This window comes from Methanooceanicella nereidis, assembly GCF_021023085.1.
Taxonomy (GTDB): domain Archaea; phylum Halobacteriota; class Methanocellia; order Methanocellales; family Methanocellaceae; genus Methanooceanicella; species Methanooceanicella nereidis.
Genome location: NZ_PGCK01000008.1, coordinates 108,830 through 123,389 on the forward strand (window position 1 = coordinate 108,830; position 14,560 = coordinate 123,389).

Genomic DNA, 14,560 nt, shown 5'->3' on the forward strand with positions numbered 1-14,560 from the left:
GGGGGATCCCGGCCTTGGAACTAATTGAGCTTACAGACATCTATACCGCATATGAGGGAGGGGATAAGCCTGTCATCAAGGGCCTTTCTCTTGACGTTAAGAAAGGGGAGTACGTCCTGATAGGCGGACCTAACGGGGCCGGAAAGACGACTTTACTGGAATCCATCAACGGCATGGTAAAAATAACTCACGGCGGCGCAAAGGTATGCGGAATTGACGTCAACAAGGCCGGGAACGAGGTAAGGAAAAAGGTCGGCTATGTGATACAGAATTTTTACTTCGATCCTTTTACTCCATTCACGGCCGGACAGGTCGTGATGATGGGCAGATACGGCAGGATGGGGTTTTTCCGGTGGCCGAAAAAAGAAGACTATCAGGCAGTTGAAAAGGCTATACGCCTGCTTGGCATCGAGGATCTTGTGAACAAGCCTATCGGCACGCTGAGCGGAGGGCAGCAGCAGAAGGTAATGATAGCCCAGAACGTGGCGAAAGAGCCGGATATAATGCTGCTGGATGAGCCGTTCAGCAACCTGGATTTTCACGCAAGGGAATTTATCACGAAAGTCCTCGAGGATCTTTCCGGAAAAGGAATGCCTGTGATAATGGTCTCCCATGCGTTTGACGATCTTCCTGACAGAAAGATCAGGATGGTCATCATGAACGAAGGAAAAATATCTTATGACGACACATGTGACTCGAACGAAGTAGAGGGAATTGTACGAAAGGCATCAAGGGTGAACTGATTGTTCGAGTTTTTCATATCCAATAACATAGTATGCCATGCGGTCGAAGCCATGGTGTTCGCATCGATATCGTGCAGCATACTGGGCGTAATAATATCCAGGATGAATATTTCCTCTATAGGCTTTACCATGTCCCATGCCGCCTTCGCAGGAGCAGCGCTGGGATTGTTCCTGGGGACGAACGCCACTCTCGTAGCGATACTTTTCAGCATAGCGATAGCGTTGCTGATAGGGCCGGTCAGCGATAAGACGAAGATGTCGACCGATACGACTCTGGGCGTGATGTTCGCCATGACGATGGCCATTGCGATATTTTTCATATCATACATGCAATACATCGGAAAAGGCTTCAGCGCGAGCGGCCTGCTCTTCGGCGATGTCATATCGCTTTACCGTGAGGAAATATACAGTATCGCCGTCATATCCGCTCTTACTATCTTTTTCATACTGCTGTTCTATAAGGAAATACTGGCGCTCATGTTTAACATGAAGATAGCGATGGCGTCCGGTATCAGGACGAAGCTGTTATTCTATGCCGTACTTTTCATCATCGCGGTGTCGATCGCCCTGAACATCCAGATAGTGGGCGGGCTTTTAATATATGTATGGCTTGTCGTTCCCGCAGCCATAGCATATCAGTTCTGCTATAACGTCAGGAATATGTTCATCGTAGCGCCTCTGGTGGCTGTCGTAGTAAGCATTATCGGGGTGTGGGCCGGTTTTGAATATACGCTTCCAATAGGGCCCCTTACCGCTGTGATATTTACTGTGGTATTTGCCATTTCTGTAATACTATCTCCAAAACGAAGGATAACAAGTAATAAATTTTAAATATATTGTAATACTACTTGATAAGTATGTCAGCTAAACGATTGCTTATCATTAGTATTATGTCCATTTTATTGATGGCCTTACCGGCATGTGCGGAATCATCCGGGAAGTTAGACATCGTATCGACAACAAGCGTTCTCTGGGACCCTGTAGCCCAGATCGGCGGAGATAAGGTAAATGTCATTTACATTTCTAACCCGGCCATATGCCCGCACATGCAGTCCGACGTCATACAGAACAACTTACAGTTAAACAAGGACTTCATTAGCAAGGCGGACATGTTCGTGGCGAATAACGGCTCTATAGACAAGGAGTATGTAATGCCGTATGTCGCGGACTTCATGAAATCGAACGGCTTCGGCGAGGTCAAGTGGTATACTCTGAAAGACCCTTCAATGACCTGGAACAAGCCTGAGAACGCAAAGAAGCTTGCCGCCGAAGTGAAAGGATGGCTCGCGGAAAAGGACCCGGATAACGCGGCATACTACGAGGAAAACTATAACGAGTATGTGAAAAAGATCGACGCTGCCGAACCCACAGAGCAGGAAAAGGGGCTGCTGGGCCAGCAGAACGTAATAGTGATGTTATGGCAGCAGGACGCTGTCCAGAACTGGCTCGGCATTAATGTCGTGAACATATTTGCACCTGAGTTCGCGATGAACGGCACAAAGACACCTGCAAAGCTCGTCGACGACATAAAGGCGAACCCGGATAAATACAAAGACGTGAAGTTCATCATAGAGAACATGCAGTCCGGAGAGCTTGCTAAAGGCGTTGAAGAGGCCTTGAAGGATGAGGGTATAAACGTAAAGAGAGTCGTATTTACAAATTATCCCCGGTCAGTAGAGGGTGTTGAGTCCATACCCGACCTGCTAAAATACAACAAGGACCTGATACTGGAGAACGCTGCGGAGCCTACAAACACTGTAACCCCCACACAGACACCTGTAGGTATGATCGCAGTTATCGCAGGGATGCTGATCGGCACGGTCCTTGTACTTTACCGGTCGAGGAACAATTAACGGCCCCTTCAAGGGCCCTTTTTTTCTTGGGGTTTTCGTTGTGACCAATACAAATGAACGGGATATTGCACTCAAACTGGCGTCATCCCTTCGCTTAGAGATACTGCCGGTATGCGTATACGGTTCGGAAGAAATACCTGATGCGGGGGTTCGAGCCTCCGCCATAAGCGATTGTGTCGCGGAGTCGATATTCAGGATGGCTTCGGGCGAAAAGCCATATCCCTTATATGTAAGCCTGGAGGAAGGAGAGGACTTTTGCAGGTGCAGGGGAGGTCCGGCGTGGTTCGGATATTCAGGCTTCGATCCTGACCTGATATCTTCGATGTCTACCGTGTCCACAGGTGAACATTGTGAACCTAAACTTTTAAAGGCAACCCCGGAAGTGGCGAAAAATACCTATGATGCTCTCGGCAAGATAACCCCTATCGGAAAATATACCGTGATGAGAAGATGCGATGACCCGGGCCTTACCGGCTGTGACGTAAAATGTATCATATTCTTCGGCACGGCAGGTAGCATAAGGGACCTGTGCGGGCTCGCGCATTTCAGGAATCCCGGCATCATGAACGCCGCCGAACTGCCCTGGGGCCCGTCCTGCGGCACGCTTGTCACATACCCTGCGGGAATGTCGGATAAAATAAAAGCGGACAGGGTCTTTATCGGACCTGTAGACCCATCGGCGAGATACTGGCTAGACCCTGCATTGATGGCTGCAGGCATACCTGTAGAGATGGCGAGAGATATGGCTGCGGACGTCGATATATCGTTCATCTCAAAGATAACTAAAACGTGACTATGTCCTGGTGAAAAAACTCAATGACCATTGATACTTGATTTTATTGAACGGGCATATTTATGGAACCGGTCATAGAGACATTCGGCATCACTAAAAAATTCGGGGATAACATAGCCGTTAACGAGGTTGACCTTAGCGTGGGCAATGGAGAGGTCTTCGGTCTATTAGGGCCGAACGGCGCGGGTAAGACGACGCTTCTGTCGATGCTCTGCACTATCTTAAAGCCCACGTCCGGGACTGCAAAAGTAAACGGGTATGACATTATCAGGCAGCATTCTGACGTGAGGAAGTCGATAGGCATTGTCTTCCAGGACCCCAGCGTCGATGCCAATATGACCGCCAGAGAGAACCTGCAAATGCACTCGGACCTGTACAGCGTCCCTGTCCCTGAACAAAAAGAAAGGATAGGATCGGTATTAAAACTGGTCGAGCTGGAGGATAAGGCGAACAGTTTTGTGGGCACGTTCTCCGGCGGCATGAGGAGGCGGCTGGAGATAGCAAGAGGGTTACTTCACTACCCTAAAGTCCTGTTTTTAGATGAGCCCACCATAGGCCTCGACCCGCAAAGCAGGGAGCATATCTGGGATTATATCCGGGAACTAAAGAAAAGAGAGGACATGACAATCATACTTACCACTCACTATATGGAAGAGGCTGACAGGCTCTGCGACAAGATAGCCATCATCGACCACGGGAAGATAGTCGCCCTTGACTCTCCGGGAAGGTTAAAAGCAGCGCTGGGCGGCGACCTTATAACAGTCGGCACGAAAGAAAGCTTGAAACTTTCTCAAATAGTGCTGGAAAAAAAGCTGTCCGACCGGGTACAGGCCGTCAATGGAGAGGTAAAGATCACGGTGAACAACGCTCTTACTTCAATCCCGAGGATCATTGATGCAGCGACAGCATCAGGAATCTATGTCGAGTATGTATCGGTCAAGCAGCCGGACATGAACGACGTCTTCATTCATCACACGGGCAGGGACCTGAGGCATGAGAGCGGGGCTGAGATGCTGGGAAGGATGGCTATGAAGAAGAGGCGGATGAGATGAGCGAAGTACGCGGGATATACACCATCTGGCTCAGGGAGGTCAAAAGGTTCCTCCGGGAAAAGACGCGTCTTGCAAATGCATTTTTCCAGCCTCTGTTGTGGCTGTTCATCTTTGGCACTGGAATGCGTTTCTCTGCGGGCTCAAATTCTTTTAATTACCAGGAGTTTATCTTTCCCGGCCTGATATGCCAGGCGATGCTCTTTACGGCCATGTTCATGGGCGTGTCCATAATATGGGACAGGGAGTTCGGATTCCTAAAGGAAATACTCGTATCACCCTTATCGAGGCTATCGATATTTTTAGGCAAGATGCTGGGTGTTAGCACTGATGTCATGCTTCAAGGCCTGATAATATTCCCGTTCGCGTTTCTGATAGGGGCTGGTTTTGGTCCGATCGAATTTTTTAAGGCAATACCTATAATGATCCTCATAGCTTTCGGGCTGGTGTGCCTCGGCCTCGGCTTCGCCAGTTTCATGAAAAGCCTTGAAGGCTTCGGGCTGGTCCAGACGTTCATCAACATGCCGATGTTCTTTTTAAGCGGGGCGTTATTCCCGCTAACAAATGTTCCCACATGGCTCCAATGGGTAAGCTATTTTAACCCGCTCACCTATGGTGTCGATGCTTTAAGGACTGTGATGATGGGCAGCTCGTGGACGCCATTGTTCCCGATATATATTGACCTGGGCGTCCTGGTGGTCTTCGATATAGCTATGATATTGTTCGGGACGTATGCGTTCAGCAGGACGGAATGAGAGCACTCTCAGGCCAGTATGATACTGCTCTGGCCGCTTATTTTTTGCGTTCTCTGACTTCTTTTTGTATACGTTGCATCCAATCAGGGGTAAGGACATCTTCCAGCGGGTATGACTCTTTGACATAAGGTTTGATGTCGATGACAGGGCTTCCATCGACCGCGTCCAGCCCCGCGACTTCAAGCACGTTCCCTTTTCTACTTAAAAGCCTGACAACGGTCATGAGCACCGGGTTGGGCCTGGCAGGGCTGCAGGTCGAGAATATCCCTGTCAACGGGAACTCTTTTCTGCCCATTGGATGTACCCTGGTCAGGGAGCGGCTTTTTTCCGGGACTTTATGCGCCCAGTATAATACGACAAGGTGAGAGTATTTTTCTATGCCATAAAGGATGTCTGCCAGGTCTTCGTTGATAATGATCTCAGAAATATTCTCATGTGTTTTACGGATATTCTCCTGTGAAGTGTCTGTCTGTCCCTGCATGCTGATGCCATCGTCATCGGCGACCAGAATCGGTTCTTTAACACTGTTCTTTACAAATCCGACTGGTCTCAGGACTATGTTAAAGGGCGGCTTATTGCTGGAATCGGGTGACTGCTTCCATGTCTCCATAATATTTCTCCATTTTATCCGTATACTGGTGTAGCCAGTCTATTAATACAGGCAATATCATCTGTTTCACGAAATAATATCTGGCTGAATTTTTTTACTCTCTCACTTCATAAATGACGCCTCAAAAACCTGACGGATAGACTGTATTGTTTAGAAGCCATATCTGATGCAGGTATGTGAAATATCATTGCAGTGGCGTAACCACGGCTTTGCTGGTCTTATGATATACACTAATGACGATCATGGCAGCACAGCCCTATCCTTGAACCCACCAGCCTCTTTGTATAGTCTTCGTGCGGGCTGAGCATCACATCATGGGCGTTCCCGGTCTCTATTATCTTTCCTGTATCCATGACTGCTATCCTGTCCGCTATCTTTAGCGTTAGCGTCAGGTCATGCGAGATGTATATCATCGCAAAGCCTCTCCTGTTTTGGAGCCCTTTAAGGAGGCGAAGCACGTTCGCTGCTGTGGAGACATCAAGGGCGGAGGTTATCTCGTCCGCTATGAGCAGTTTCGGCCTCATGATAAGGGCCCGCGCCAGCGCGACCCGCTGTCTCTGGCCGCCGCTCAGCTCGCCGCAATACTTGTTGAGAAATTCCCCGGTCGACGGTAATCTGACCAGGGAAAGGACATCCATGGCCATTTCTATCCTTTCTTCGTGAGTACCGATGTTATTGATGTCCAGCGGCTCCTTTACGGCGTCCAGAACGGTGAACCTGCTGCTGGTGGAATTGAACGGGTCCTGGAAGACGATCTGTACGCCTCCGAACTTTGAGCTATGGCCATTTCCGTTCAATTTTGCATCCTTAAAAAAGACGTCCCCGTTTTCAGGTTTCATAACGCCTGCAAGTATGTGCGCGAGAGTGGATTTTCCGGAGCCTGTCTGCCCCACAATTGCCAATACCTCTCCTTCCCTGACTTCCATGTGCACGTCGTCAACCGCGCTGATCTTCCTGCCATCGGGCATATAATAATTAAACGCGAGGCACGAGGCCTTTAAAAGTGTGGCTATGCCGCCCCTGTGGCATGCGACCTCCCTGCCGCCATAGCCCTTTAGCTCTGGCGGAGCTTCCAGACATATGTCTATAGGCTGTGTGCACCTTGAATAAAAGGGGCATCCTTTATGTTTACCGGATGAAGACTCTCCTGGTATACCCCACATGTCCTTATAAATGAATATATCAGGCGTTGAATTTATCAGGCCCCTGGTATATGGATGCCTTGGAGAGTTGACCACGTCCCTGGTGGGGCCTCTTTCCACTATCCTGCCAGAATATAGCACCATCAGCCTCGACGCCATCGAGGAGACGAAAGTGATGTCATGCGATATCATTACCATGCTGTAGCCATGCTTTTTTTGCAGGTCCAGTAGCAGATCCCTGATTTCTTTCCTTGCGAAAGCGTCCAGGGCAGAGGTGACCTCGTCCAGTATCAATAGCTCCGGTTCGCACGATAGCGCCATAGCTATCAGCACTCTTTGCCTCATACCTCCGGATAGTTGATGCGGGTATGCGCCCATCCATACGGGGTCCAGTCCCACCATGCCGAACAGTTCGACGCACCTTGCCTCAGCATCTTTTTTGCTCAGCCTCAAATGTTTTATCATTGGCTCGCATACCTGCTGTCCAACCTTCATGACGGGGTTTAATACTTCCAGGCCGTTCTGGAAGACCATAGCTATTTCCTTCCATCTTACCCTGTCCTTCTCATATTCCTGCATCGAGGCGATGTCCTTCCCTTCGAACAATATTTTCCCCGAGATCTTCGTATTTCCAGGCAGGAGCCCTATGATGCCCAATGCTAAGGTCGTCTTACCGCTACCTGATTCACCCACTATGCCAAGGATCTCTCCCTTCTCTAACGTGAAGCTCACATGGTCTACGGCTATGACAGAGCTTTTATCCGACATGTATTCGCATTTTAGGTCTTTAAAGTCAAGCTGAGGCATCATCTATCACTCTTCTTTCTAAGTTTGGGGTCTATGATACGTTCCATGTCCCTTCCGATGAAGGCGAGGCACAGCAGTAAAAATATCAGCGCCACCAGGGGAGGTATAAGCCACCACTGCCAGTATGGCGTGAAATATATCGACCTGAAATGGGTCGCATAATACAGCAGCATCCCCCAGCTCTTGGAGGTAGGGTCGCCCAGCCCCAGGAAAGCCAGGCCGGATTCCGCAACTATCGCGTATGAGGACAGGTTCACTATGCTGACGAATATCAAAGGCAGCACTTCGGGCACTATATGCTTCCGTATGACGTATATCGGTCCTCCTCCATGCAGCCTTGCTGATATGACGTACTTTTGCTTTTTCATAGAAAGGGTCTGCGACCTTGCTATCCTTGCGGGCTTCGCCCATGAAAAAAGGACCAGTATCATTATCACGTTCACTATGCTGGGTCCCATGAAGGCGGCTATTACTATCAATAGTGGAAAGTTGGGCAGCGCCAGGGTGATGTCGATAGCCCTTAATAATAGCTTATCCCATATCCCCCCAATATATCCGGCAAGAATTCCGAGCACTCCGCCGCCCAGTCCGGATACCATAGCTACTGCGAGCCCTATTACAAGGCTCATCCTCGCGCCGTAACATATCTGAGACCATATATCCATTCCAAGCTCGTCTGTCCCGAGGATATGTTCCGGTCCCGGGGCCTCCAGGGATTTTCCCGATATTGCGGAGGGTTCGTAAAAAGTGATAAACGGGGCAAAGACGGCCATCAAGAATATCAGGAGTAAACCGACCACACCGATCTTTCCCGGTATGGTGAATTTATTTATTATATCCTGTATTGACGATATCTTTTTAATGGACCTGGAGCCGGCGTTTTTTAGGACGACTGCTTGCTTATTCGCTACAGGGTGCATCCCGGGCATTTTTTACACCTCTGCCGATTCTGTTCTCGGGTCGAGGCGCTTATACAGCGCATCCACAAGATAATTAGCGGTCAGTATGCTTATCGCCATGACCAGCATGATCCCCTGTATGAGCGGGTAGTCCCTAGCTATCACGGCATTTCTTAACAGTGTGCCGATGCCGGGATAGTTGAACACGTTCTCGACAAGCACTGCGCCTCCGACAAGCATGCCGAGCTGGAAGCCGACTCTTGTCACTACGGGCAGCAAAGCGTTCCGGAGCGCGTGCCTGTTCCAGACAAGCCGTTCGCCGATGCCCTTTGCTCGTGCAGTCCTTATATAGTCCCTTGTCATGACCGTGACGAGAGTATTTCTCGTGAGAAGGTATACGCCCGTAAGCTGCGTAAATGCGAGGGTTATCATCGGTAAAAACGCATGGTAAGCTATGTCCCATATCTGGTCCGGCAGGCCCGCATATCGTGCGAACGGGGTGATCGCGCCCGCCAGCGGGAAGATTTTCAGATAAACGGCAAATGTGAGCAGCAGAACAATGCCTAACAGGAATGACGGGATCTCGGCGAAACTTATCAGGCCGACGATCATGAGCTTGTCAGCGGCACCTTCTCTTCTTTTAGCGGAAAATATGCCTAAGGATATCCCTGCCAGAGTACTTATTATCGTGGCCCCGAGCACTATCAGCACTGTCCAGGGCAAATGGGTCCATATAGCCTGCAGCACAGAGACCTTATAATAAATGCTCATCCCGAAGTCGCCGGTGAACAGTGACATGACATAACTGATGAACTGCTCATAGACCGGCCTGTCAAGGCCGTAATAGCTAATATAGTACAGCCGCTGCTCTTCCGTGAGTATCGAGACCACTTCACCCTCCGCATCCCCCGAAAGGAGTAAGAACGGGTCTCCGGGCATCATCCGGGGGAGGAAAAAGTTAAGGATGAGTATAATGGAAAGGGTGATAGCGTATTGTACTATCATGCCCTTCCTGTCGCTTTTTTTCATTTGTTGTTTTTCTCCCAGACCATCATTCCCGTGACAGCGATCGTCTCGGATCGATATTTTCCATCATTGGACCGTTCCTGGAAGTATTCTCTCATGCGGCCTTTCATTTCCTCGTCTATGTCCTTCGTGCTGCTGAAGAACCCTGAGACGGTCTCGACCATGTCCTCTACGGTCTCATCGCTATTCCATATGTCCCTCTTAATCTTTATCTCGGGCCTGTATCCCATTGTGTAAAGGTACATGAACGGCAGGTAGAACCCATGAGTAATTTCCCTGAACTCCTCGTTGAAGAGCATTTTGTATAGTTCATTGTACGAGCTGTCCCATTTCCTGTTCACCCAGCCGCTGTAGTAGCATACTCCTTTCGAGGCATCGAGCATCATGTCGAACGTCTCCGGGCCGTTAATCCCGGGTGTCATTGACGCGATGACGAGGTCGAACTTACCCTTGAAGCCCATGGAATCGAGGTCGATGTCCTTCCATGCGCTGTGGATCGTCTTGATGTTAGATATGCCATCTTCTGCCGCGCTTTTTTCGAGCCTTTTTAGCATCTCTGCGGATATGTCCACTGCCGTGACCTTCGCTCCCATCTTTGCGAGAGGGAGGGCGAAGGTGCCCGGGCCCGAACCTATATCGAGTACCTCCGCATCTTCTATCTTCAAGCCGGTGCTCTGGATAAAATCCAGTACGGTCCTTAGTTTACCTTCTTTTCTGTCGCTGGAGACGTAGTCGCCATATTTTTCCGCTCTTTTATCCCAGAAGGATGCCTGTCTCGGTCCCCGGCCGATAGCTGGCGTCGCCTGATGCCAGTACTCAAACCAATTTTTTGTGTTCTCATCCATTATCGTCACACCCATGCGATCTCTGTACGGTCGAGATACGAGAGTTTGCTGTGTGTCACCTCATGGTGGTCGAACATGTTCATCCAGCCGTCATACACCGTCGGGCGGTATGCTTCATAGCTGGCTGTATAATACAGCGGCACGCTGGGTACATCTTCCGCCAGGACTTCCTGCAATTTGTAGATTATCTGTTTACGCTTCTCGGTATCAGTCTCTTTAAGCTGCTCGAGCGCCAGTTTGTCGACCTCGTCGTTCTGGTATCCGATAAGAGGCCTTCCATGGCTCGCTCCCTGCATACCGAAATTAGTGCCGCAGAACTTAGTCCTCAGATAGTCTGCGTCTCCGCCCCATCCTCCGTAGCCGTTTATGGCTATCTCGAAGTCGCCCTGCTTCAGTTTCGTGTCACGTGATTTGCTTTCCACTGCCTGGATCGTGACATCTATTCCTGCCTCCTTAAGGCGCTCTTTAACGAGTTCTCCTATTCTTGCCTCGCCACTCGCTAATATCAGGGTGAAGGATAGTTTCTTGCCATTCTTGTCCATTATGCCGTCGCCATCGCTATCCTTCCAGCCAGCGTCAGCCAGTACCTGTTTTGCCTTATTGGCGTCATGCTCGTACTGCGGTATGTTTTCGTTGTACCAGATATGGTCCTGCGGGAGTATTCCCATGCTTCCGGGCTTTCCTGCTCCCCTGCCGACCTTCTCGACAAGTTCATCTCTGTCGATCGCGTATGCGAACGCCTGCCTTACAGCCTTATCCTTAAGGATGGAGTTCTTGTTCTCGTTAAAGGACAGTTCGTATCCCCATATAGCCGGCTGCTGGAATACGTATACGCCCGGGTCACTCTTGAACATGTCAATAGTATCGGGGGATAGTCCCGTGAAGTCTATTTCGTTCTGCTGGAACGAGACCAGCGAATCACTAACGGGTACGAACTCGATGTTCTTCACTCTGGGCGTTGGCCCCCAGAAGTTCTCGTTCGCCACAAACTTGTATGTGCCGTGCTCCTTGCTGTACTCGGCAAGCTTGTACGGGCCGGTACCGATAACAGCCTCGGGTGCGCTGTAAGTGTTCGGGTCAGAGACATCACTCCAGATATGCTCCGGGATTATCTTGAATGAATAAAGCTGGTATATGAACGGTGCGATGGGCTGGGAAAGGGTCATCTTGATCGTATGGTCATCGATGACGGTGACGCTCTCTATGGCAGACAGGTCAGCTCCGGACACCGGGGGGTGCGCCGTGACATATTCTATACTAAATTTGACGTCATCTGCAGTGAAGTCCTCTCTGTCCTGCCATTTTACGTTCTTTCTCAGGTAGAACGTGTACTCTTTACCATCTGCGCCAATATCCCATTTCTCGGCAAGCCATGGCACAATGCCCTTATCGTCCTTCTCTACAAGGGCATCAAAGATAAGGTTCATCTTGAAACTTCCCGGACCCCTGGGATAGTGCTGGAACGGTGTAGGATATCCATAATCCCCGCCCGCCAGATGAATGGTATCCACTATCCCTGGCGAAACGAACTGGCTTCCTGTGCCCGGGTTCTGCGTCGGGGTGCCTGAAGGATCTGGCTGTGACCGGGTCACGCATCCGGAAAATATCATCGTTAAACATAGACAGGCCGCTATAAGGCCCATAAAAAAATTATTCCTACGAATTTTTACAAAACCTTTCAAATTTGGTCTCATCGAACTACCTCTGTCTAAAGGGCTGACAATCGCTAGTTGTCGGTAATTTATGATAATTAGTAATAATATTTAAAAATATCGTAACACTAAAAGAGTAAAAATATTAATTATTTAAGTGAGTAAATAATCTTTATAAAATTTATTTTTAGAAAATCTCTCATAATTATCGCTTTACATTAAGATTATTTAATAAATTTTCATGTTATAGGTGATGTCTTAATGACATTAAATATACATAAAATTCTTAAATTAATGAAAAGTATTTTGTATAATAATAGTTATTACATTTTTTAAAGTTTGTAATACAAATTTAGAAACATTACAAATTTTCTAAAATGACAACGGGCGTTAAACATGAAGATAGCAGTTTGCGGAAAAGGCGGTTGCGGGAAGAGCACCGTGTCGGCATTGTTGGCTAAATGTATGGCGAAAAAGGGGAATAAAGTCCTTGTAGTGGATATCGACGAGTCCAACTATGGGCTTCACAGTCATCTAGGGCTTGATATGCCTGAAACCCTCATTGACCATTTCGGCGGTAAAAAGGAGTACGGCAAAAAGATGCAGGCGGCCAGGGAGGAGCAGAGGAATAGCATCTTTGACCGGAAATGGAAGATAGGGGACATACCTTCTGATCTCATAGCGTCAAAGGGCGGTATTAAACTCATTTCAGTGGGCAAGATCCAGGATTTCGGCGAGGGCTGTGCATGCCCGCTGGGATCTTTATCCAGGCAGTTTTTCGAGAATCTCGAGCTAAATGACAATGAGGTCGTAATAGCCGATACCGAGGCCGGTATCGAACACCTGGGCAGGTCTATTGAGCGCGGATTTGATTTCATCCTTATTATCGTCGATCCTTCCTACGAGTCCCTGAGGCTTTCGAAGAAGATAGAGGATATCACGAAGGATAATGTGGGCAAGGCCTATATTGTTCTTAACAGGGTCGAAGACGGTGTAAAGGACATTATGATGGGATCACTGGACAAAGATAAGGTAGCAGCGATCATACCGGTAAACAAGGATCTTTTCAAGGCGTCTCTTGCCGGGAAAGAGTTCGATTCCGATATTAGGGAGATAGATGGCCTGGCCGAATTCTTGATAAATAACAATTAAAATATTAAGGCAAAAAGAATGCTTATTTTTGCCATTTACTTTTTATTATCATCTAAGATAACTTAATCATTACATTAATGAATCGATGAATAACCTTTAAAAATTTTACATTTTTTATTTATTTATCAGTAATATATATTAATTAGTAACACTTTTTTTGTTATTGATAAGAATGTGAAAAGGGGATATTGTCGCAGGTTTCCCCGGTTACCTGTTAAAATGTGGCAAAGGATGGTTTCCGGTTTAATGCATTCTTAGAAAACCGAAGACCCCTCTTCAGGGGTCTTTATCTTTTATGGTCTTGATCATGGATCGATGCCTTTTTATCATATCGTTCGCCAGGGGCAGTTTTATCGTAAAAGATATGAACGGGATAAAAGGCCTTTAGATGACTTCGTGTTACCGGATCAATAATTTATATTACTAATTATATATTATTTTTCAAAAAACAGGATCATGACGATAATAAAAAAGAAGGTTTACCATCCTCTGGTGTATTCCTCAAAGCATGGTATGCAGACAAATCCGCCGTCCTGTACCCTTGCGCGGGACTCCGAGACCATCTCGCCGCACTTTGAACATTTGACGGACCTGAATATCATGGCCTTTTTTGGCACTTCAGCTTCGACATGCCTGATGTCGAACAATCTTTCCGCAGGAAGCCCCATTATCCTGCTGCAAACGCCCTCCTTACGGCGATCGAACTGGTACTTTTCGCTCTCGTCGGCCTCTCCGGACATGACCTTGCTCCTGAGCCTGCCCATTTCCGGGTCGATCTCGTCGATGCTGAACGTATCCTTCAAGGCTATCCTGACGGCCTTATCGTTCTTCCTGTCTATGAAAGTATATACGTTCTTGCCGTGATCCTTGAATATCAGGTTTCCTTTTCCGACAGTGCATCCAGTGACCACCTGGATTGCGTCAACTCCGCACGCGTCATTCTCGACGATGGCCACAAGGTCCTCATCGATATCTCGTTCCGCGGAAAGCTCTTTAATTGCGGTCTCAGCTGCCCTATAGCCTATGGTGAGGCCGGGGCAAGTGTGTCCATGGAACTCTACGACTTCATGAAAAGACTTTATTTTCGGCCCATGGTGATGATGTTCATGTTCATGTTCATGTTCATGTTCATGCTCATGGCTATGTTCATGGCTGTGATCGTGATCGTGATGATGGTGCTCGTGTTCATGTGAATGTTCTTTATGCATATTTTCACCAGCTTTTTTCATCCATT

Annotated in this window: 14 protein-coding genes; 7 read left to right on the forward strand and 7 right to left on the reverse strand. The window is 48.3% G+C overall.

Annotated elements, in window-relative coordinates; all coding sequences use genetic code 11:
- Positions 1–14 precede the first annotated feature (14 nt).
- The 6 genes from CUJ83_RS10520 (at position 15) to CUJ83_RS10545 (ending at position 5,193) form a co-directional block, all read left to right on the forward strand.
- The gene (locus CUJ83_RS10520; RefSeq protein ID WP_230742268.1) at positions 15–743 is read left to right on the forward strand and encodes a metal ABC transporter ATP-binding protein; all 729 of its coding nucleotides are present in this window, start codon (positions 15–17) and stop codon (positions 741–743) included.
- Positions 744–1,574 carry a metal ABC transporter permease gene (locus CUJ83_RS10525; RefSeq protein ID WP_230742269.1) on the forward strand — a complete coding sequence of 277 codons (831 nt, stop codon included), beginning with the start codon at positions 744–746 and terminating at the stop codon, positions 1,572–1,574.
- Positions 1,575–1,600: 26 nt separating this feature from the next.
- The gene (locus CUJ83_RS10530; protein WP_230742270.1) at positions 1,601–2,596 is read left to right on the forward strand and encodes a metal ABC transporter substrate-binding protein; all 996 of its coding nucleotides are present in this window, start codon (positions 1,601–1,603) and stop codon (positions 2,594–2,596) included.
- A 40-nt stretch (positions 2,597–2,636) separates the two neighbouring features.
- Positions 2,637–3,389 carry a DUF169 domain-containing protein gene (locus tag CUJ83_RS10535; protein WP_230742271.1) on the forward strand — a complete coding sequence of 251 codons (753 nt, stop codon included), beginning with the start codon at positions 2,637–2,639 and terminating at the stop codon, positions 3,387–3,389.
- Between the two features lie 62 nt (positions 3,390–3,451).
- Entirely contained in the window at positions 3,452–4,441 is a 990-nt protein-coding gene (locus CUJ83_RS10540) for an ATP-binding cassette domain-containing protein (protein WP_230742272.1), read from the forward strand.
- Positions 4,438–5,193, forward strand: a complete 756-nt coding sequence (locus CUJ83_RS10545; RefSeq protein ID WP_230742273.1) for an ABC transporter permease — start codon at positions 4,438–4,440, stop codon at positions 5,191–5,193. The genes CUJ83_RS10540 and CUJ83_RS10545 overlap by 4 nt, the downstream gene beginning before the upstream one ends.
- A 37-nt stretch (positions 5,194–5,230) precedes the next feature.
- Here CUJ83_RS10545 and tsaA read toward each other — a convergent pair whose 3' ends face one another.
- From tsaA to CUJ83_RS10575, 6 genes are all read right to left on the reverse strand, one after another.
- A complete protein-coding gene (gene tsaA / locus CUJ83_RS10550; protein WP_230742274.1) occupies positions 5,231–5,803 on the reverse strand; it encodes a tRNA (N6-threonylcarbamoyladenosine(37)-N6)-methyltransferase TrmO in 573 nt (190 codons plus the stop codon).
- A gap of 230 nt (positions 5,804–6,033) precedes the next feature.
- A complete protein-coding gene (locus CUJ83_RS10555; protein WP_369424168.1) occupies positions 6,034–7,752 on the reverse strand; it encodes an ABC transporter ATP-binding protein in 1,719 nt (572 codons plus the stop codon).
- A complete protein-coding gene (locus tag CUJ83_RS10560) occupies positions 7,752–8,681 on the reverse strand; it encodes an ABC transporter permease (RefSeq protein ID WP_230742276.1) in 930 nt (309 codons plus the stop codon). The genes CUJ83_RS10555 and CUJ83_RS10560 overlap by 1 nt, the downstream gene beginning before the upstream one ends.
- A gap of 3 nt (positions 8,682–8,684) precedes the next feature.
- Positions 8,685–9,680, reverse strand: a complete 996-nt coding sequence (locus tag CUJ83_RS10565; RefSeq protein WP_230742277.1) for an ABC transporter permease — start codon at positions 9,678–9,680, stop codon at positions 8,685–8,687.
- On the reverse strand, positions 9,677–10,522 hold the full coding sequence (locus tag CUJ83_RS10570; RefSeq protein WP_230742278.1) for a class I SAM-dependent methyltransferase: 846 nt from the start codon (positions 10,520–10,522) through the stop codon (positions 9,677–9,679). Before CUJ83_RS10570 ends, CUJ83_RS10565 begins: the two co-directional genes overlap by 4 nt.
- A gap of 5 nt (positions 10,523–10,527) precedes the next feature.
- A complete protein-coding gene (locus CUJ83_RS10575) occupies positions 10,528–12,165 on the reverse strand; it encodes an ABC transporter substrate-binding protein (RefSeq protein WP_230742279.1) in 1,638 nt (545 codons plus the stop codon).
- Positions 12,166–12,570: 405 nt separating this feature from the next.
- Here CUJ83_RS10575 and CUJ83_RS10580 point away from each other — a divergent pair, with 405 nt between their 5' ends.
- A complete protein-coding gene (locus tag CUJ83_RS10580) occupies positions 12,571–13,326 on the forward strand; it encodes an ATP-binding protein (protein ID WP_230742280.1) in 756 nt (251 codons plus the stop codon).
- 479 nt (positions 13,327–13,805) lie between these two features.
- On the opposite strand, the gene CUJ83_RS10585 is transcribed toward CUJ83_RS10580, so the two are convergent.
- Complete coding sequence (locus tag CUJ83_RS10585) at positions 13,806–14,534, reverse strand: FmdE family protein (RefSeq protein WP_230742281.1); 729 nt, start codon at positions 14,532–14,534, stop codon at positions 13,806–13,808.
- Between the last annotated feature and the right edge of the window lie 26 nt (positions 14,535–14,560).